Genomic DNA, 18979 nt, shown 5'->3' on the forward strand with positions numbered 1-18979 from the left:
AGTCGCCTCTGATGACGACGCAGAGCCGACGCATCGCGCGCGTGCTCCTGGACTCGCCGCTGCCGCAGCTCGATCGGCTCTTCGACTACTCGCTGCCCGACGCGCTCGGCGACGTGCCGCTCGGGGTGCGCGTCCGGGTGCCGCTGCGCACCGCAGGACGCGTGATCGACGGGTACGTCGTCGAGATCGACACGGAGGACGATGCGGATCGCCCCCTGTCCGAGGTGGACAGCATCGTGTCGACGGTCGCCGTCCTCCCCGAGCGTCTGCACAGCCTCGCCCGCCGGGTCGCCGACCGTGCGGCGGGCTCGGCATCCGATGTCCTCCGGCTCGTGATCCCGAAGCGTCAGGTCCGCGTCGAGAAGGCCTGGACGGCGGATGCGCCCGCCGTCATCCCCTCCGCCGACGCGCAGGCCAGCGCCGACGACGTGGTCTCCGCCTACGACGGCCTCGCCGACGTGCTCGATGACGGCGGTCGCGCAGCCGTCGAGGCCATTCCCCAGCTGCAGGCGGACACGCCGGGGTGGGCTCTGCTGCTGGCTTCGGCGGCGACGAGGATGCTGGCGTCCGGCCGTTCGAGCATTCTCGTGGTCCCCGACCACCGGGACCTCGATCGGCTTCTCGCTGCTCTCGAGCGGCTCGTGCCGGCGGAGGCGGTCGCGCGCTACGACTCACGGCAGACGAACCCCGACCGGTACCGCTCGTTCCTCCGCTCTCTCGAGGACGCGCCGTGCATCGTCGTCGGCAACCGCTCCGCGGTCTACGCGCCGACGAGGGCCGGTCTCGTCGCCATCTGGGATGACGGCGACCCGCTGCTCGGCGAGCCGCTCGCCCCCTATGCGAACGCTCGCGATGTGGCTCTCCTCCGCCAGGGTGAAGAGGGATCCGCGCTGATCTTCGCCGGCCACACCCGGACGACCGACGTCGAGCGACTCGTCGCGCACGGGTGGCTGCAGGACGTGAGGGCCGCCCGCCGCGTGATGCCGCGCGTGATCCTCGCCACCCCGCAGGAGATGGAGCAGCAGTCGCCGCAGCGGATGCCGTCGTCGGCCTTCCTCTCGGCGCGTACCGCGGCATCCGAGGGGCCTGTCCTCGTGCAGGTGTCCCGACCAGGATTCGCCCCCTCGCTCGTGTGCGCCGAGTGCCGGGCCCCTGCGCGATGCGCCCACTGCGGCGGACCCCTCGGAGCGGCGCACCGGGGAGCGGTGCCGGTGTGCGGCTGGTGCGGCCGGGGAGCGCGGGCGTGGGCCTGCCCCTCCTGCTCGTCGACGCAGCTGCGTCTCGCCTCCTCAGGCAGCGAACGGACCGCCGACGAGCTCGGCCGTGCGTTCCCCGGCATCCGCGTGATCGTCGCCGACAGCGCGCACCCGGTCGAGCGCGTGGCCGACAAGCCCGCGCTGGTCGTCGCCACCAGGGGAGCGGAGCCCCTCGCAGACGGCGGCTACCGCGCCGTCGTGCTGCTGGACGGTCCGCGTATGCTGCAGGCCCCCGATCTCCGCATCGGAGAGGCCTGCCTTCGCTGGTGGTCCAATGCCGCGGCCCTCGCCGCGCCAGGGGCGCCCGTGCATCTCGTAGGCGTCGACGGTGGGGTCGCCCGCGCTCTCGCGACCTGGAATCAGGCTGGCTATGCGCGCGCCGAACTCGCCGAGCGCGCCCCCCTGCACATGCCGCCGTCTGCCAGAGTCGCGCTGGTCGAGGGCACCCAGGCGGCGGTCGGACGGGCGCTCGAATCGCTGGCCGAACTCGCTCTGCCCCGGGATGCCGTGCTGGGACCCGTGCCCATCGAGTCCGACGACGTCCCGCAGCGGGTGCGTGCTCTCGTGCGGTTCGACTACGGCGCTGGCAGCCGTGTCGCGGCGACCCTGCGGGCGTCGGTGGTCGCCGAAGCCGTCAGCACCCGTCGCCGCAAGGGGCGCACGAACCGCAGCACACTCTCGGTCCGCCTCGATATCCTCGATCCAGAGCTCTAACCCTTCCGGAGAACCTTTCATGCGCCTCGTCTTCGCCGGCACGCCGTCGGCTGCCGTACCCACCCTGCGCCGCCTCGCGGCGGATCACGACATCGCCGCGGTCGTCACCCGGCCCGATGCGCCGCTCGGACGCAAGCGCGTCCTGACGCCGTCGCCGGTGGCCCAGGCCGCCGACGAGCTCGATCTCCCGATCATCAAGACGGCGCGCCTCGACGACGACGCCACCACAGCCATCACCGCCCTCGGTGCGGAGCTCGGTGTGATCGTGGCGTACGGAGGCCTCGTCCGCGAGCCGTTGCTGTCCGCGCCGGTGCACGGATGGATCAACCTGCACTTCTCCCTCCTGCCCGCCTGGCGCGGCGCCGCGCCGGTGCAGCGGGCGCTGATCGCCGGAGACGCCGAGCTCGGGGCGAGCGTGTTCCAGCTGGTTCCCGCCCTCGACGCGGGCGACGTCTTCGCGATGCGCACGGTGGACGTCCCCGCTGATGCGACGGCGGATGCCGCGCTCGACGCACTGGCGATCGACGGTGCGGCGCTCACTGCAGACGTCGTGGCGGGCATCGCCGACGGCACCGCTCGGGCGGTTCCGCAGACCGGGCAGGAATCCCTCGCTCCCAAGCTCTCCCTGGAGGACGGCCTTCTCGACTGGACCCAGCCACTGGAGAAGGTGTTCTCCCGGTTCCGCGGCGTGACTCCCGAACCGGGGGCCCACACGACCGTGGAGGGCGTCAGGGTGAAGATCCTCGACGCGGCGCCGACCGCGGAGAACCCGCTGGAGCCGGGGGAGATCGTCTCGACCAAGAGCACCCTGCTCATCGGCACAGGCTCGGCGCCTCTCGCGGTCACCCGTGTGCAACCGGCGGGCAAGGGCGCCATGAACGCCGTCGACTGGTGGCGCGGCCAGCGCTCCGAGGGTCTGCGAGCAGGGCTGTGAGCGGCGAGCGCCAGCGTGACGGATGGTCGTCCCCGCGACGCCCTTCTCCGCAGAACAGATCGCAGTCAGCGCGTGGACCAGTGCGGACCGTGCAGCCCGCTCGACGCGTCGCCTACGACGTGCTGCGCGCCGTGTCGGATGCCGATGCGTACGCCAACCTGATGCTGCCGTCCGTGATCGCCGACGCGCAGCTGAACCCGCAGGACGCCGCACTCGCAACCGAGCTCACCTACGGAACGCTCCGCCGCCGCGGCACCTACGACGCCATCATCGCGGCTGCCGCTGATCGACCGGCGTCCGACATCGATCCGGCCGTCCTCGACGCGCTGCGGCTCGCGACGCATCAGCTGCTCGCGACGAGGGTCGCCTCGCACGCTGCGGTGAACGAGTCGGTCAACCTGGTCGCCTCCGTGCAGGGGCGCGGAGCGGCGAGCTTCGCCAACGCGGTGCTGCGCCGCATCTCCCGGGAGACGCCGGGGGAGTGGCAGGACCGCATCGAGGCCGATGCCCGCTCCGACGACGAGCGACTCGCACTGCGCAGCGCGCACCCGGTCTGGATCATCCGAGCCTTGCGTCGCGCACTCGCGGCGGAGGGGCGCGCTGAGGAGCTCGAGACCCTTCTCGAGGCCGACAACGTGTCGCCCGAGGTCACTCTGGTCGCTCTGCCGGGGCTCGCTCCCACGGGGGAGCCGCGGCGTCCCTACGCTCCGACGGCGTTCGGATCGCCGGGTGGAGACCCGCACCGCATCGTCTCGGCATCCGGTGGCACCGTTCGTGTGCAGGACGAGGGCTCGCAGCTGGTCGCCCTCGCCCTCGCCGACGCCGCCCCGATCAGAGACGGCGAGCGCTGGCTCGACCTCTGCGCGGGCCCCGGTGGCAAGACGGCGCTTCTGGCGGCGATCGCCCATGAGCACGGCGCCGTTCTCGAGGCCAACGAAGTGGTCCCGGCGCGCGCAGGTCTCGTCCGCAATGCCCTCAAGCCCGTCCCCGGCGAGGTGATCGTGCACGAGGAGGACGGTCGTGCCTTCACGGCCGCGCACCCCGGCCGATTCGACCGCATCCTCGTGGACGCGCCCTGCACCGGTCTCGGGGCGCTGCGGCGCCGACCGGAGGCGCGATGGCGAAAGTCGCCCGCCGACGTGGCCGAGCTCGTGCCCCTGCAGACCGAGTTGCTCTCCGGAGCGATCGACGCGCTCGCCCCCGGTGGGATCGTCGCGTACGTCACCTGCTCACCGCACCTCGCCGAGACGACGGGTGTCGTGCAGGACGTGCTGCGCACGCGTACGGATGTCGAGGAGATCGACGCCCGCGCGATCGTCGCCGGTGTGTCGGACTCACCCATCGATCTCGGCGACGACGGGTCAGGGCGCGTGCAGCTCTGGCCCCACCGTCACGGAACCGACGCGATGTTCCTCGCGCTCATCCGGAAGCGGTCCTGAGCGCGGTTCTGCTTCGAGACGTGATCGCCACGGTGAGGATCATCACGAGGGCAGTTCCGATCGCGACCCACCCTGACCCCATTCCCATCCCTCCTTCAGCGTTGGGCTTGCCGAGCCAGTCGGCCACCGAGGCTCCGAGCGGCCGGGTGAGCACGTACGCGGCCCAGAACGAGAAGACCGGACTCCACCGGAGCAGACGGAACCCGAGTGCCGGGATCAGGATCAGGATCCCGAAGAGCAGTATCGACGGCAGATACCCGAGCTGCAGGCCGATCGCTGCAAGGTCTCCTGCTGCGGTGCCGAGCGCGAAGGTCGCGACGACGGCGGACCAGTAGAAGAGCTCGCGGCGCCGTGTCGTCACCTCGTGGACAGAGAGGGTGCCTTCGACGCGCCACCACAGGAGGAACACGAGGGTGAGGGCGACGGCGTACACGATGGTGGTCAGGACATAGGGAAGCCCGAGGACGACGTGCACCGCGTCGGCGGCCATCGTCCCGAACACTCCCACCATCGCCACTGTGGTCCAGTAGACCGCCGGCACGTATCGCCCTCTGCTCAGCTGCCACAGGAGCGCGGCGACGAACAGCACGAATCCGAGAAGCACAGCGAGTACAGGGGGCATCGCCCTGATGGAGAAGTCAGATGCCGCCTCGCCGAGTGCGGTGGATGCGGCTTTCGCGATCCAGAAGCCGATGGTGATCTCCGGGACTCGGCGGGGGCGCATGTCGACCGTCCGTTCGTTCATCGTGTCTCCTGCTCTTGCTCCTGCGCGGCCACACGGCCGGATCGGCGACGACGGTATCCGCCTCGTCTAGGTGTGTGCTGACACCAGGGATAATGGGCGCATGGCCGACCTTCCCGCTGCCCCCCGCATCAACCCCAGCATCCTCGCCGCGGACTTCGTGAACATGCAGCGCGATCTCGCGAAGATCGCGTCAGCCGACTTCGCGCACGTCGACGTCATGGACAACCACTTCGTGCCCAACCTCACGTTCGGGCCGCAGATGGTCGAGCGCATCCAGGCGACGAGCCCGATCCCGCTCGACGTCCACCTGATGATCACGGATCCCGACCGCTGGGCGCCGGGGTACGCCGAGCTGGGGGCGGCCAGCGTCACCTTCCACCTCGAGGCGGCGTCGGATCCGGTCGCACTCGCCCGGAGGCTCCGCAGCATCGGCGCACGCGCGGGGGTGGCGGTCAAGCCAGGGACCCCCGCTGACGGGCTCTACGACATCCTCGACGAGTTCGACCAGATCCTCGTGATGACGGTCGAGCCTGGATTCGGGGGACAGGGGTTCATGGGCGAGACCATGCCCAAGCTGCGCGGGCTCGCCGATGAGGCGAAGCGCCGTGGATCCTCCGTCTGGCTCCAGGTCGACGGCGGCATCGCCGACAGCACGATCGAGATCGCCGCGGCCGCCGGCGCGGACACGTTCGTCGCCGGTTCGGCGGTCTACGGCGCCGATGACGTCGAAGCGGCCGTCACCCGGCTGAGAGAGCTCGCCAGAGCCGCTAGCCTGGAATCGTGAAGACTTTCGACGAACTGTTCGCGGAGCTCAGCCTGAAGGCGGAGACTCGCCCCGAGGGATCGGGTACGGTCGCCGAGCTCGACGGCGGGGTCCACACGATCGGCAAGAAGATCGTGGAGGAGGCCGCCGAGGTGTGGATGGCGTCCGAGTACGAATCCGACGAGGCCGCTGCCGAGGAGATCTCGCAGTTGCTGTACCACCTCCAGGTGATGATGATCGCGAAGGGACTCTCCCTCGCGGACGTCTACCGACATCTGTGATGCGCTCCGACACTTCCGATCCGATCTGAAAGCCGATCATGCTGCGCATTGCTGTTCCCAACAAGGGCTCTCTCTCCGAGACCGCCGCCGAGATGCTCGCGGAGGCCGGCTATGCCGGTCGTCGCGACCCGAAGACCCTGCACGTCATCGACGCCGAGAACGACGTCGAGTTCTTCTTCCTCCGTCCCCGTGACATCGCGACCTACGTCTCCTCCGGCGCCCTCGACGTGGGCATCACCGGCCGCGACCTGTTGCTCGACGTGCAGCGGTCTGCTCGTGAGATCGAGCAGCTCGGCTTCGGCGGGTCGACGTTCCGCTTCGCGGGCCCTCCCGGTCGCTTCACCTCCGTGGAGGACCTCAACGGCGTGCGCGTCGCCTCCGCATACCCGGGTCTTGTCGGCGCGTTCCTCCGTGAGCGCGGTGTCGACGCCGAGCTCGTCCAGCTCGACGGCGCGGTCGAGTCGGCTGTGCGGCTCGGTGTGGCGGATGCCGTCGCCGACGTCGTCTCCACCGGCACGACGCTGCGCCAGGCCGGCCTCGAGATCTTCGGTCCGGTCATCCTCGAGTCCGAGGCTGTCCTGATCAGCCGCCCCGGCGAGGCCGAGGGCACCGACACGCTGCTGCGCCGTCTGCGCGGCGTCATGGTCGCGCGGCGGTTCGTGCTGCTCGACTACGACCTCCCCGCAGACCTCGTCGACCAGGCCGTGGCCATCGCCTCCGGCCGCGAGTCCCCGACCATCTCGCCGCTGCGTGACCCCTCCTGGGTCGCCGTGCGCGTGATGGTGCCTAGTCGTGGCGTCAATCAGGTGATGGACGACCTCTACGCGCTCGGGGCACGCGCGATCCTCGTCACCGCCATCCACGCCGCGAGGCTCTGATGACGCTCGCCAGTCGCGTCATCCCGTGCCTCGACGTGGCCGATGGCCGCGTCGTCAAGGGCGTCAACTTCGAGAATCTCCGTGACATGGGCGATCCGGTGGAGCTCGCGCGGCACTATGCGGCGCAGGGTGCTGACGAGATCACCTTCCTCGACGTCACCGCGACCGTCGACGCCAGGGCCACGACGTACGACGTGGTGCAGCGCACCGCGGAGCAGGTGTTCGTCCCTCTCACCGTCGGCGGGGGAGTCCGCAGCGTCGATGATGTGGCGCGGCTCCTGGCCGTCGGCGCCGACAAGGTCGGCGTGAACTCGGCGGCGATCGCCCGCCCCTCGCTCATCGGCGAGATCGCCGACCGCTTCGGGGCGCAGGTGCTCGTGCTGTCCCTCGACGTCAAGCGCGCCGATACGACGCCGTCCGGATTCGTCGTGACGACCCACGGCGGCCGCCAGCAGACCACGCTGGATGCGCTGGAGTGGGCCCGTGAGGCCGCGGAGCGGGGAGCGGGGGAGCTGCTCGTGAACTCGATCGACGCCGACGGCACCAGAGACGGGTTCGATCTCGAACTCGTCCGCCTCATGCGCGAGACCGCATCGGTGCCGGTGATCGCCTCGGGCGGAGCGGGAGCCGCATCGCACTTCGCTCCCGCGATCAAGGCGGGTGCGGATGCCGTTCTCGCCGCGAGCGTGTTCCACACCGGAGCGCTCACGGTCGGCGACGTCAAGGACGCGCTGCGCGCGGAAGGGGTTCTCGTCCGATGAGCGACATCGAGGAGCGCATCGCGCAGGTCGCGTTCAGCGCCGACGGCCTCGCCCCCGTCATCGTGCAACAGTGGGACACGCGTGAGGTCCTCATGCTCGCCTGGGTGGATGCCGAGGCGCTGCGTCGCACGCTCACATCAGGCCGCGCCGTCTACTGGTCGCGCTCGCGTCAGGAGTACTGGCGCAAGGGCGACACCTCCGGCCACATCCAGGTCGTGCGGGAGGCGCGCCTCGACTGCGACGGCGACGCGATCCTGCTCCTCGTCGAGCAGACCGGCCCCGCGTGCCACACCGGGACCCGCACCTGCTTCGACACGACCGACCTGGACGCGGTCGTCGGGACGGACTCCTGATGGACCTTGTGCGCAGAGGGCGCTCGCTCTCCGTCTCCGGGTTCCTCCTCGGCGGGGCGATCGGCATCATCTCGTCGACGCAGACCTGGCTGACGGTGCAGCGGGCGGATGCCGGGGCGGACATCCTCGTCCCCGGCGCATCCGCGGTCCCGCTTCTCGCGCCCCTGAGCCTCGCCGTGCTCGCGCTTGGCGCGGCCCTGTCGATCACCGGGCGCGCGCTGCGCCTCGTGTTCGGGGTTCTGGCCGGAGCGACCGCGCCGCTGCTCGGATGGACCACGCTCCAGCTCCTGCTGACCGCTCCGGTGAGCGCCGTCCGCTCGACCGTGACCGAGACGACGGGACTCGCCGGCGGTGACGCCCTGTCCGACGTGGTGAAGGCCATCGTGCCCACCGCGTGGCCGGTGATCGCGCTGGTCGGATGGGTCGTCCTGCTCGCGGCATCCGTGGTGGTCCTGCTCACAGGACGGGCCTGGAAGAAGGGCGGACGCCGCTATGCGACCGATGCCGCCCCCTCGACGCCGACGGCCGGTCCGGTCGACGCCGTCGATTCCTGGGACGAGCTGTCGCGCGGAACCGATCCCACTCGTTGACACCGATAGACTGAAACCGATCCTGCACGTCGTCCCCCGGAGGAGAACATGACCAACCCGATCGCTGACCCCGGCCACGGACACTCGCCTGCGGCCTGGACGGCCGTGATCATCATGCTCCTGGGCTTCACGCTGGCCACCGTCGCGTTCTGCTTCGAGCAGCCGGCGCTCGTGTGGGCCTCCGTCGTGATCATCCCGATCGGCGCCCTCGTGGGCTGGATCATGGCCAAGGCCGGCTACGGCGTGAAGGGCCCCAAGTACCAGCCGAAGGGCCACTAGTGGTCCTCGCCGACCTGACGGCCGGCGCAGTCGCAGACGCAGAGCGTCGTGCCCTCACGAGGCCTCTCGCCGAGGTCGAGCGCGCTGCTCTCGCACGCCCGACTGCCAAGGACGCACTGGCCTTCCTCGCTCCCGCCGAGCGCGTCAAGATCATCGCCGAGGTCAAGCGCGCGAGCCCGTCGCGCGGCGCCCTCGCGGAGATCCCCGATCCCGCTCATCAGGCGTCGCTGTACGAGACGGGCGGCGCATCCGCGATCAGCGTCCTCACCGAGGAGCGCCGCTTCGGCGGCAGTCTGGCCGACCTTGAGGCCGTGACGGCCCGGGTGTCCCTGCCCGTGCTGCGCAAGGACTTCATCGCGACGCGCTACCAGGTGCTCGAGGCGCGCGCCGCCGGTGCCGATCTCGTCCTGCTCATCGTCGCGGGCCTCGAGCCCGCGGTGCTGCGCGACCTGTTCGGCTTCATCACCGAACTGGGCATGACCCCGCTCGTCGAGACCCATTCGGCCGACGAGGTCGAGGCGGCGATCGATCTCGGCTCGCCGCTCATCGGGGTCAATGCACGCGATCTGAAGACGCTCGAGCTCGACCGCGACCTCTTCGGTCGCCTGGTCGATCGCATCCCGGACTCCGCGGTCAAGATCGCCGAGTCCGCGGTGCTCACCCCCGCAGACGTCACGCACTACCGTTCGGCCGGTGCAGACGTCGTCCTGATCGGAGAGGCGCTCGTCACGGGCGATCCGGTCGCCACGCTCAAGACCTTCCTGGAGGTGTGATGAGTCTCCGTAACCAGCACGGACCGCTCTTCGGCGACTACGGCGGGCGCTACATGCCCGAGTCGCTGATCGCCGCGATCGACGAGCTCACCGAGGCCTACGCCGACGCGATCGCCGACCCGGCGTTCCGCGCCGAGCTCGCCGGTCTCCTGAGCTCCTACGCGGGCCGTCCGTCTCCACTCACCGAGGTGGAGCGTTTCGCCGAGCACGCCGGCGGCGCGCGGATCTTCCTCAAGCGCGAGGACCTCAACCACACCGGGTCGCACAAGATCAACAACGTCCTCGGGCAGGCCCTGCTGACCAAGCGGCTGGGCAAGACCCGCGTGATCGCCGAGACCGGCGCAGGACAGCACGGTGTCGCCACGGCCACCGCTGCGGCGCTGTTCGGTCTGGACTGCACGATCTACATGGGCGAGGTCGACACGGAGCGCCAGGCCCTGAACGTCGCCCGTATGCGTCTCCTCGGTGCAGAGGTCGTCGCGGTCACCTCGGGATCCCGCACGCTCAAGGACGCGATCAACGACGCCTACCGCGACTGGGTCGCCTCGGTCGAGACGACCAACTACATCTTCGGCACGGCGGCGGGCCCGCATCCGTTCCCGGCGATGGTGCGCGACTTCCAGAAGATCATCGGCGAAGAGGCGCGCCAGCAGCTCCTCGACGAGGCGGGCAGGCTCCCGGATGCCGTCATCGCATGCGTCGGCGGCGGCTCGAACGCGATCGGCATGTTCGACGCGTTCCTCGACGACGAGGACGTCAAGCTCTACGGGGTCGAGGCGGCCGGCGACGGCGTCGACACCGACAGGCACGCCGCCTCCATCGAGCGCGGACGCCCCGGCATCCTGCACGGCTCGAAGACCTACGTCCTGCAGGACGAGGACGGGCAGACGATCGAGTCGCACTCGATCTCCGCTGGTCTCGACTATCCCGGAGTCGGACCGGAGCACTCCTGGCTCGCCGACATCGGGCGCGCCGAGTACATCCCGGCCACCGACGACGAGGCGATGCAGGCGCTGCGCCTTCTCAGCCGTACGGAGGGCATCATCCCCGCCATCGAGTCGGCGCACGCCCTCGCCGGCGCGCTGCGGCTCGGCCGCGAGCTCGGGCCCGAGGCGATCCTCGCGGTGTGCCTCTCCGGGCGCGGAGACAAGGACATGGACACAGCGGCCAAGTACTTCCACCTGTACGACGAGGGAGCAGTCGGATGAGCCGCGTCGAAGAGGCGATCCAGAAGGCCGAGGCCGCCGGTCGCAGCGTGTTCGTCGGCTACCTCCCGGTCGGCTTCCCCGACCTCGAGACCAGCATCCAGGCGGCCATCACCCTCGCCGAGAACGGCGTCGACATCATCGAACTGGGCCCGCCGTACAGCGACCCGGTGATGGACGGCGCCGTGATCCAGGAGGCGACCACGGCGGCACTCGCCAACGGCTTCACCATGAAGGATCTGTTCACGGCGGTCCGCGCGATCACGGCGGCCACGGACGTGCCCGTCCTCGTCATGACGTACTGGAACCCCGTGTTCCAGTACGGGGTCGACCGCTATGCGGACGACCTCCTCGCCGCCGGCGGCGCCGGGCTCATCACCCCGGACATCACGCCGGATGTGGCAGGGGAGTGGATCGCGGCCAGCGAGCGCACCGGCCTGGACCGCGTGTTCCTTGCCGCGCCGACGTCGACGGACGCACGCCTCGACCTCATCGTCTCGGCGTCCACCGGCTTCATCTACACCGTCTCCACCATGGGCATCACGGGGGAGCGCGCCGAACTCGACCGCGCGGCCCGCACCCTGGTCGGACGCCTGCGCGCCCACGGCGCGACCCGCACCTGCGTCGGCATCGGCATCTCCACCGCCGAGCAGATCGCCGGCGTCTCGGAGTACGCGGACGGCGCGATCGTCGGCACCGCACTCGTCCGAGCCCTGCGCGACGGCGGCCTCCCCGCCCTCGCCGAAGTCACCCGAAACCTGGCCGTCGGCACGTCGTCGGCACGCCCCGTACACGAGAACTAGAATCGCACTCATGTCCCTCGCGCTCCACAGCACCGTCACCGGCGTGCTCGCCAGCATCCCGAGTCCTCCGGTCGCCTACTTCGACCTCGGACCCATCCGGATCCACTTCTACGCGCTCTGCATCATCGCCGGCATCATCGCCGCGGTGTTCCTGACGAACCACCGCCTCACCCGGCGCGGCGCGGAGCCGTGGGTCGTGATCGACATCTCGATCCTCGCCGTGCCGCTCGCGATCATCGGCGCGCGCATCTTCCACGTGCTCACGCACCCGAACTTCTACTTCGGCGAGGGCAAGAACACCTGGAACCCCTTCGAGCCCGGCTCGGTGTGGGCGATCTGGGAGGGCGGCATCGCGATCTTCGGCGCCCTCATCGGCGGCGCGGTGGGCGCATACCTCGGCTGCCGGTGGACCGGCATCCGCTTCTGGACCTTCGCCGACGCGCTCGCGCCCGGACTCCTGCTCGCGCAGGCGATGGGACGCTTCGGCAACTGGTTCAACCACGAGCTGTTCGGTCTGCCCACCGACCTCCCCTGGGGACTCGAGATCGAGTCCACGAACTCGGCATTCCCTCCCGGCCTCGCCGAGGGCACCCTGTTCCACCCGACGTTCCTGTACGAGGTCATCTGGAACGGCCTCGGCGTCATCGTTCTGCTCTGGCTGAGCCGCAAGGCCACGTCCCTCCAGTGGGGCCGCCTGTTCGCGATCTACCTGATCTGGTACAGCACCGGCCGCGTGGTCTGGGAGTCGATCCGCATCGACCCGAGCGAGATCATCCTCGGCCTGCGCAGCAACGTGTGGGCCGCCATCATCGGCATCGTCGTCGGTCTCGCCATCCTCGTCGTCCAGCGTCGTCACCTCGGCCTGGAGCCCTCGCCCTACCAGCCTGGTCGAGGTCGGAAGGATCTCGACGCTGTTGTAGACTCGCAGGACAATCCCTCCGATTTCGTAGACCTGAGTGAGCCTCCGGTCGAAGAAGTCCCCGCAGGAGCCAGGGCCACAAGCACCGCTCCCACGGACGCGGAAGGCTCTCGATAGCCGCCGGTCCGTGAGGACCACACTGCATTCGCCCGGCCAATGACGTCCCCGGGTCACTCGAAGATCTGAGGACGGTACAGGTGTATTTTCAGCCTCCGTACGGCGCTTCCGGCGCTTACCCCCCGAAGCAGGGCATGTACAACCCGGCGTTCGAGAAGGACGCCTGCGGCCTTGCCATGGTCGCGACACTGCGCGGCGAGGCGGGCCACGACATCATCGCGCTGGCGCTCGAAGCGCTGCGCAACCTCGAGCACCGCGGTGCGATCGGCTCGGATGCCGGCACCGGAGACGGTGCGGGCATCCTGACGCAGATGCCCGACGCGTTCCTGCGCGCGGTCACGGATTTCGAACTGCCACCGGTCGGCGAGTACGCCGCGGGTCTGGCGTTCCTCCCGCGTGACTCCAGCGAACGCCGCCAGCAGAAGGCCGGCATCGAGAAGATCGCTCGCGCCGAGGGCCTGCGCGTCCTCGGATGGCGCGAGGTGCCCACGGTGAACGAGAACCTGGGCAAGCTCGCCGATGAGGCTCGCCCCGCGTTCGAGCAGCTCTTCGTGAGCGCCGGGGGAGCGACCCACTCGCAGGCGCCGCTCACAGGCATCGCCCTCGACCGCATCGCCTATCGTCTCCGCAAGCGCGCAGGTCATGAGCTCGGCGCCTACTTCGTCTCGCTGTCCGCTCGCACGCTCGGCTACAAGGGAATGGTCACGACGCTGCAGCTCGAGCCGTTCTACCCCGACCTGCAGGACGAGCGGTTCATGTCCGAGCTCGCCGTCGTGCACTCGCGCTACTCGACCAACACCTTCCCGTCGTGGCCGCTCGCGCAGCCGCTGCGGATGCTCGCCCACAACGGCGAGATCAACACGGTCGGCGGCAACCGCAACTGGATGCGCGCCCGGCAGTCTCAGCTGGAGTCGGAGCTGCTCGGCGACGTCGAGCCTCTCCTGCCGATCTGCACCGACGGGGCCAGCGATTCGGCCTCCTTCGACGAGGTGCTCGAGCTGCTGACCCTCACCGGCCGCAGCCTGCCTCACGCCATCATGATGATGGTCCCGGAGGCGTACGAGAAGCAGTCCGACATCTCCCCGGAACTGCGTTCTTTCTACGAGTACCACTCGAACCAGATGGAGCCGTGGGACGGCCCCGCCGCGCTCATCTTCACCGACGGCACCCTCGTCGGCGCCACGCTCGACCGCAACGGTCTGCGTCCTGGTCGCTGGACGGAGACCACCGATGGACTCATCGTCATCGGCTCCGAGACCGGCGTGCTCACGTTCGAGCCCGAGCGCATCAAGCGCCGCGGCCGTCTGCAGCCGGGAAAGATGTTCCTGGTCGACACGGCGCAGCGCCGGATCATCGAAGACGAGGAGATCAAGCGCGATCTCGCGACGCTGCACCCGTGGCAGGAATGGCTGGATGCCGGCGCGGTCCGGCTCGCTGACCTCCCCGAGCGCGAGCACATCGTGCATCCGCCCGCTTCGATCACCCGCCGTCAGCGGACCTTCGGGTACACCGAGGAGGAAGTGCGCATCCTGCTGACCCCGATGGGGCAGACCGGTGTGGAACCGCTCGGCGCCATGGGTTCGGACACGCCGATCGCGGTGCTCAGCAAGCGCCCGCGCCTGCTCTTCGACTACTTCACGCAGCAGTTCGCCCAGGTGACGAACCCGCCGCTGGACTCGATCCGCGAAGAGGTCGTCACCAGCCTCAAGCTCGGACTCGGCCCTGAGGCGAACCTCCTGACCTGGGGGCCGGAGCACACCCGCACGGTGTCGCTCGACTTCCCGGTGATCGACAACGACGAGCTCGCGAAGATCCGCCACATCGACAAGGCCCTCCCCGGCCGCTCCAGCGTGACCATCAAGGGGCTCTACCACTTCGACGCCGGACCCCAGTCGCTCGAGGAGCGGCTGACGGAGATGTGCGCCGAAGCCGACGAGGCGATCGAGCAGGGGGCGGAGTTCCTCATCCTCTCCGACCGCGACTCCAACAAGGACCTCACGCCGATCCCGTCGCTGCTCATGCTCTCCGCGGTGCATCACCACCTGATCCGCCGTGAGAACCGCATGAAGGTCGGCCTGATCGTCGAGGCCGGAGACGTCCGCGAGGTGCACCACGTCGCGACGCTCATCGGCTACGGAGCCTCCGCGATCAACCCGTATCTCGCGATGGAGACCGTCGAGCACCTCGTGCGCACCGGCTACATCACGGGCATCTCGCCGGAGAAGGCCGTCCGCAACCTGATCTACGCCCTGGGCAAGGGCGTGCTGAAGATCATGTCCAAGATGGGCATCTCGACGGTGTCGTCCTACGCGGGAGCGCAGGTGTTCGAGGCCGTGGGCCTCAGCCAGGAGCTCATCGACGCGTACTTCACGCGCACCGAGTCCAAGCTCGGAGGCATCGGCATCGAGGACATCTTCGCTGAGAACCAGGCGAGGCACGACTACGCCTACCCCGAGGATGCAGCGGCCAGGGCGCACGAGCGCCTGTGGACCGGTGGCGAGTACCAGTGGCGCCGCGACGGCTCACCGCACCTGTTCAGCCCGGAGACGGTCTTCAAGCTGCAGCACTCGACCCGCGAGCGCCGCTACGACGTCTTCCGCGAGTACACGCGGCTCGTCGACGACCAGGCTGCGGAGCTCAAGACTCTGCGCGGCCTGTTCCGTCTGCGCACCGGCACCCGCAAGCCCGTCCCGCTGGACGAGGTGGAGCCGGTCTCCGAGATCGTCAAGCGCTTCTCGACGGGTGCGATGAGCTACGGCTCGATCTCCAAGGAGGCGCACGAGACCCTCGCGATCGCCATGAACCGGATCGGCGGCAAGTCGAACACCGGTGAGGGCGGAGAGGACTCCGACCGGCTTCTCGACCCCGAGCGCCGCAGCGCGATCAAGCAGGTCGCGTCCGGTCGCTTCGGCGTCACGAGCCTGTACCTCACCGAGGCCGACGACATCCAGATCAAGCTCGCCCAGGGCGCCAAGCCGGGTGAGGGTGGTCAGCTGCCCCCGCAGAAGGTGTACCCGTGGGTCGCCCGCACACGCGGCGGCACACCGGGTGTCGGCCTCATCTCGCCGCCGCCGCACCACGACATCTACTCGATCGAAGACCTCAAGCAGCTCATCTTCGATCTGAAGCGCGCGAACCCCGAGGCTCGGATCCACACCAAGCTGGTGAGCCAGTCGGGCATCGGCGCCGTCGCGGCGGGTGTCGCCAAGGCGCTCAGCGACGTGGTCCTCGTGTCGGGTCACGACGGCGGCACGGGGGCGAGCCCGCTGAACTCCCTCAAGCACGCCGGGACGCCGTGGGAGCTCGGCCTCGCCGAGACCCAGCAGACGCTCATGCTCAACGGCATGCGCGACCGCGTGGTCGTGCAGGTCGACGGCCAGCTCAAGACCGGTCGTGACGTGATCATCGGCGCCCTCCTCGGCGCCGAGGAGTTCGGCTTCGCCACGGCGCCGCTGGTCGTCAGCGGCTGCATCATGATGCGCGTGTGCCACCTCGACACCTGCCCGGTGGGCGTCGCGACGCAGAATCCGCTGCTGCGCGAGCGCTTCAGCGGCAAGCCCGAGTTCGTGGTGAACTTCATGGAGTTCATCGCTGAAGAGGTCCGCGAGCTGCTCGCCGAGCTGGGCTTCCGCTCGCTCGACGAGATCGTCGGCCGTGCAGAGCTCATCGAGGTGAACGCGGCCGTCGACCACTGGAAGGCGGAGGGCCTCGACCTCAGCCCGATCCTCGACGGCCCCGCCTTCCCGGCGGGGGAGCCCCGTCGCAGTGGGCGCGAACAGGATCACGAGCTCGAGAAGCACTTCGACGTGCAGCTGATCGACATCGCGAAGGGCGCGCTCCTGAACGGAGAGCACGTCGTCATCGAGCTCCCGATCGCGAACACCGAACGAGCGGTCGGCACGATGCTGGGCCATCAGGTCACCGCCCGCTACGGAGCCGCCGGTCTCCCGCGCGAGACGATCGACGTGACGCTGCATGGCACGGCCGGGCAGTCTCTCGGCGCGTTCATGCCGTCGGGCATCGTGCTGCGGCTCGAAGGCGACGCCAACGACTACGTCGGCAAGGGCCTGTCCGGTGGCGACATCACGATCAGGCCGCCTCGTGGCTCTGCGATCGAACCGCATCGCAACGTGATCGCGGGCAACGTGATCGGCTACGGCGCGACCTCCGGCTCGATGTTCCTCTCCGGCGTGGTCGGAGAGCGGTTCCTGGTGCGCAATTCTGGCGCCACGGCCGTCGTCGAGGGCGTGGGCGATCACGCGCTCGAGTACATGACCGGTGGCGTCGCGGTGATCCTCGGCTCGACCGGACGTAACTTCGGCGCCGGAATGTCCGGGGGAGTGGCGTACGTCCGCTCCCTCGACACCGCGAAGGTCAACGCGCAGTCCCTCGGCAGCGGCGAACTCCTGCTGACGCCTTTGGACCGCGCGGATCTCGAAGTGCTGAGAGGCCTGATCTCCGAGCACGTGGAGCGCACCGCGTCCCCGCTCGGATCGGAGATCCTGTCGCGGTTCGAAGAGACCGCCGCAGAGTTCGTGAAGGTCCTCCCGCGTGACTTCGCCGCCGTGCGGAGCATGAGAGAGGAAGCAGTGGCCGAGGGGATCGACCCCGACGGCGACGTCGTCTGGAACCGCATCCTGGAGGTGACCGGTGGCTGATCCCAAAGGTTTTCTGAAGGTCACGGAGCGCGAGCTCCCCGCCCGGCGCCCCGTGCCGGTTCGGATCATGGACTGGAAAGAGGTGTACGAGCCCGGCGATCAGGCCGTGCTCCGCCGCCAGGCGAGCCGCTGCATGGACTGCGGCGTGCCGTTCTGCCACCAGGGATGCCCCCTGGGCAACCTGATCCCGGAGTGGAACGATCTCACGTGGCGCGGCGAGGGCCGCGCGGCGATCGACCGGCTGCACGCGACGAACAACTTCCCCGAGTTCACGGGACGTCTGTGCCCCGCTCCCTGTGAGAGCGCCTGCGTGCTGGGGATCAACCAGCCCGCCGTCACGATCAAGCAGATCGAGGTCTCGATCATCGACGAGGCCTTCAGCAAGGGCTGGGTCGAGGCGCAGCCGCCGGCTCGCCTCACGGGCAAGACGGTCGCCGTCGTCGGATCGGGCCCCGCCGGGCTCGCGGCCGCGCAGCAGCTCACCCGCGCCGGCCACACCGTGGCCGTGTTCGAACGCGACGATCGCATCGGCGGTCTGCTGCGTTACGGGATCCCGGACTTCAAGATGGAGAAGTCGCAGCTCGAGTCCCGCCTCCGCCAGATGCAGGAGGAGGGCACCCGGTTCCGCGCCGGCGTCGAGATCGGCAAGGACATCACCTGGGCGGACCTCCGCGCGCGCTACGACGCGGTCGTCATCGCGACCGGTTCCACCGTGCCTCGCGATCTTGCGATCCCCGGTCGAGACCTCGACGGCGTCCACTTCGCGATGGAGTATCTCGTGGAGTCGAACCATGCGGTCGCGGGCGACAAGGTCACGGAGCAGATCACCGCCGAAGGCAAACACGTCATCGTCATCGGCGGCGGTGACACCGGTGCCGACTGCATCGGAACCGCCCACCGCCAGGGCGCGCTCAGCGTCACGAACCTGGCGATCGGCCAGCAGCCGGGTGCGGAGCGTCCGGGCCACCAGCCCTGGCCGATGATGCCGACCGTCTTCGAGGTGTCCTCCGCGCACGAGGAGGGCGGTGAGCGGGTGTTCCTCGCCTCCACCGTCGAGTTCCTCGCCAACGAGGTCGGTGAGGTCCGTGCGCTGCGCGTTGCCGAGACCGAGTACGTCGACGGGCGTCGCGTGCCCAAGAGCGGCACGGAGCGGGAGATCCCGGCCGACCTCGTCCTGATCGCCATGGGATTCACCGGTCCCGAGCAGGACGGGTTCACCGAGGACACGCGTCCGCAGGTGACCGACCGCGGCAACTTCCAGCGTGACGCATCCTACGAGTCCACCGTGTCCGGCGTGTTCGTCGCCGGGGACGCAGGCCGCGGACAGTCGCTTATCGTGTGGGCGATCGCCGAGGGCCGCGCGGCGGCCGCCAACGTCGATCGCTTCCTCATGGGCGAGACCGTCCTCCCCGAGCCGGTGCGGCCCACGGATGTCGCGATCGGACTCCAGCCCGCGTAGGCTGAGCGCGGCACCGTCGCCTGATTTCTAATCCCCCCTCTACCCTGGAGAA

Annotated in this window: 17 protein-coding genes; 16 read left to right on the plus strand and 1 reads right to left on the minus strand. The window is 69.6% G+C overall.

Annotation, left to right across the window (positions count from 1 at the left end; all coding sequences use genetic code 11):
* Positions 1 to 11 precede the first annotated feature (11 nt).
* The 3 genes from ACFVRO_RS11610 (at position 12) to ACFVRO_RS11620 (ending at position 4343) form a co-directional block, all read left to right on the plus strand.
* Complete coding sequence (locus tag ACFVRO_RS11610; RefSeq protein ID WP_386952409.1) at positions 12 to 1970, plus strand: primosomal protein N'; 1959 nt, start codon at positions 12 to 14, stop codon at positions 1968 to 1970.
* A 19-nt stretch (positions 1971 to 1989) separates the two neighbouring features.
* A complete protein-coding gene (gene fmt, locus ACFVRO_RS11615) occupies positions 1990 to 2904 on the plus strand; it encodes a methionyl-tRNA formyltransferase (protein WP_386952411.1) in 915 nt (304 codons plus the stop codon).
* Positions 2905 to 2993: 89 nt separating this feature from the next.
* The gene (locus ACFVRO_RS11620) at positions 2994 to 4343 is read left to right on the plus strand and encodes an RsmB/NOP family class I SAM-dependent RNA methyltransferase (RefSeq protein ID WP_386952414.1); all 1350 of its coding nucleotides are present in this window, start codon (positions 2994 to 2996) and stop codon (positions 4341 to 4343) included.
* Here ACFVRO_RS11620 and ACFVRO_RS11625 read toward each other — a convergent pair.
* On the minus strand, positions 4324 to 5088 hold the full coding sequence (locus ACFVRO_RS11625; RefSeq protein ID WP_386952417.1) for a hypothetical protein: 765 nt from the start codon (positions 5086 to 5088) through the stop codon (positions 4324 to 4326). The genes ACFVRO_RS11620 and ACFVRO_RS11625 overlap by 20 nt on opposite strands.
* Positions 5089 to 5188: 100 nt before the next feature.
* On the opposite strand from ACFVRO_RS11625, the gene rpe reads away from it, so the two are divergent.
* From rpe to ACFVRO_RS11690, 13 genes are all read left to right on the plus strand, one after another.
* Entirely contained in the window at positions 5189 to 5872 is a 684-nt protein-coding gene (gene rpe / locus ACFVRO_RS11630; protein WP_105676299.1) for a ribulose-phosphate 3-epimerase, read from the plus strand.
* Positions 5869 to 6132 carry a phosphoribosyl-ATP diphosphatase gene (locus ACFVRO_RS11635; protein WP_105676298.1) on the plus strand — a complete coding sequence of 88 codons (264 nt, stop codon included), beginning with the start codon at positions 5869 to 5871 and terminating at the stop codon, positions 6130 to 6132. Before rpe ends, ACFVRO_RS11635 begins: the two co-directional genes overlap by 4 nt.
* A gap of 38 nt (positions 6133 to 6170) precedes the next feature.
* Complete coding sequence (hisG, locus tag ACFVRO_RS11640) at positions 6171 to 7010, plus strand: ATP phosphoribosyltransferase (protein WP_105676297.1); 840 nt, start codon at positions 6171 to 6173, stop codon at positions 7008 to 7010.
* Positions 7010 to 7771, plus strand: coding sequence for an imidazole glycerol phosphate synthase subunit HisF (hisF, locus tag ACFVRO_RS11645; RefSeq protein WP_386952420.1), 762 nt, complete (start codon positions 7010 to 7012; stop codon positions 7769 to 7771). The genes hisG and hisF overlap by 1 nt, the downstream gene beginning before the upstream one ends.
* The gene (gene hisI, locus ACFVRO_RS11650; RefSeq protein ID WP_386952423.1) at positions 7768 to 8124 is read left to right on the plus strand and encodes a phosphoribosyl-AMP cyclohydrolase; all 357 of its coding nucleotides are present in this window, start codon (positions 7768 to 7770) and stop codon (positions 8122 to 8124) included. Before hisF ends, hisI begins: the two co-directional genes overlap by 4 nt.
* Positions 8124 to 8714 (plus strand): Trp biosynthesis-associated membrane protein, encoded by a 591-nt coding sequence (locus ACFVRO_RS11655; protein WP_386952425.1) that lies wholly within the window; start codon positions 8124 to 8126, stop codon positions 8712 to 8714. The genes hisI and ACFVRO_RS11655 overlap by 1 nt, the downstream gene beginning before the upstream one ends.
* Before the next feature lie 48 nt (positions 8715 to 8762).
* Positions 8763 to 8993: an HGxxPAAW family protein gene (locus ACFVRO_RS11660; protein WP_105676292.1), complete on the plus strand. Its 231-nt coding sequence runs from the start codon at positions 8763 to 8765 to the stop codon at positions 8991 to 8993.
* The gene (trpC, locus tag ACFVRO_RS11665; protein WP_386952428.1) at positions 8993 to 9766 is read left to right on the plus strand and encodes an indole-3-glycerol phosphate synthase TrpC; all 774 of its coding nucleotides are present in this window, start codon (positions 8993 to 8995) and stop codon (positions 9764 to 9766) included. Before ACFVRO_RS11660 ends, trpC begins: the two co-directional genes overlap by 1 nt.
* On the plus strand, positions 9766 to 10974 hold the full coding sequence (trpB, locus tag ACFVRO_RS11670) for a tryptophan synthase subunit beta (protein ID WP_386952430.1): 1209 nt from the start codon (positions 9766 to 9768) through the stop codon (positions 10972 to 10974). Before trpC ends, trpB begins: the two co-directional genes overlap by 1 nt.
* Positions 10971 to 11774 (plus strand): tryptophan synthase subunit alpha, encoded by an 804-nt coding sequence (gene trpA, locus ACFVRO_RS11675; RefSeq protein ID WP_105676288.1) that lies wholly within the window; start codon positions 10971 to 10973, stop codon positions 11772 to 11774. The genes trpB and trpA overlap by 4 nt, the downstream gene beginning before the upstream one ends.
* A gap of 10 nt (positions 11775 to 11784) precedes the next feature.
* Positions 11785 to 12810 (plus strand): prolipoprotein diacylglyceryl transferase, encoded by a 1026-nt coding sequence (gene lgt / locus ACFVRO_RS11680; RefSeq protein ID WP_386952433.1) that lies wholly within the window; start codon positions 11785 to 11787, stop codon positions 12808 to 12810.
* 134 nt (positions 12811 to 12944) lie between these two features.
* Entirely contained in the window at positions 12945 to 17468 is a 4524-nt protein-coding gene (gene gltB, locus ACFVRO_RS11685; protein ID WP_386952436.1) for a glutamate synthase large subunit, read from the plus strand.
* Positions 17461 to 18927, plus strand: coding sequence for a glutamate synthase subunit beta (locus tag ACFVRO_RS11690; RefSeq protein WP_386952439.1), 1467 nt, complete (start codon positions 17461 to 17463; stop codon positions 18925 to 18927). The genes gltB and ACFVRO_RS11690 overlap by 8 nt, the downstream gene beginning before the upstream one ends.
* Positions 18928 to 18979: the final 52 nt, after the last annotated feature.

It is taken from the genome of Microbacterium sp. NPDC057944 (genome assembly GCF_042887445.1).
Taxonomy (GTDB): Bacteria; Actinomycetota; Actinomycetes; order Actinomycetales; family Microbacteriaceae; genus Microbacterium; species Microbacterium natoriense.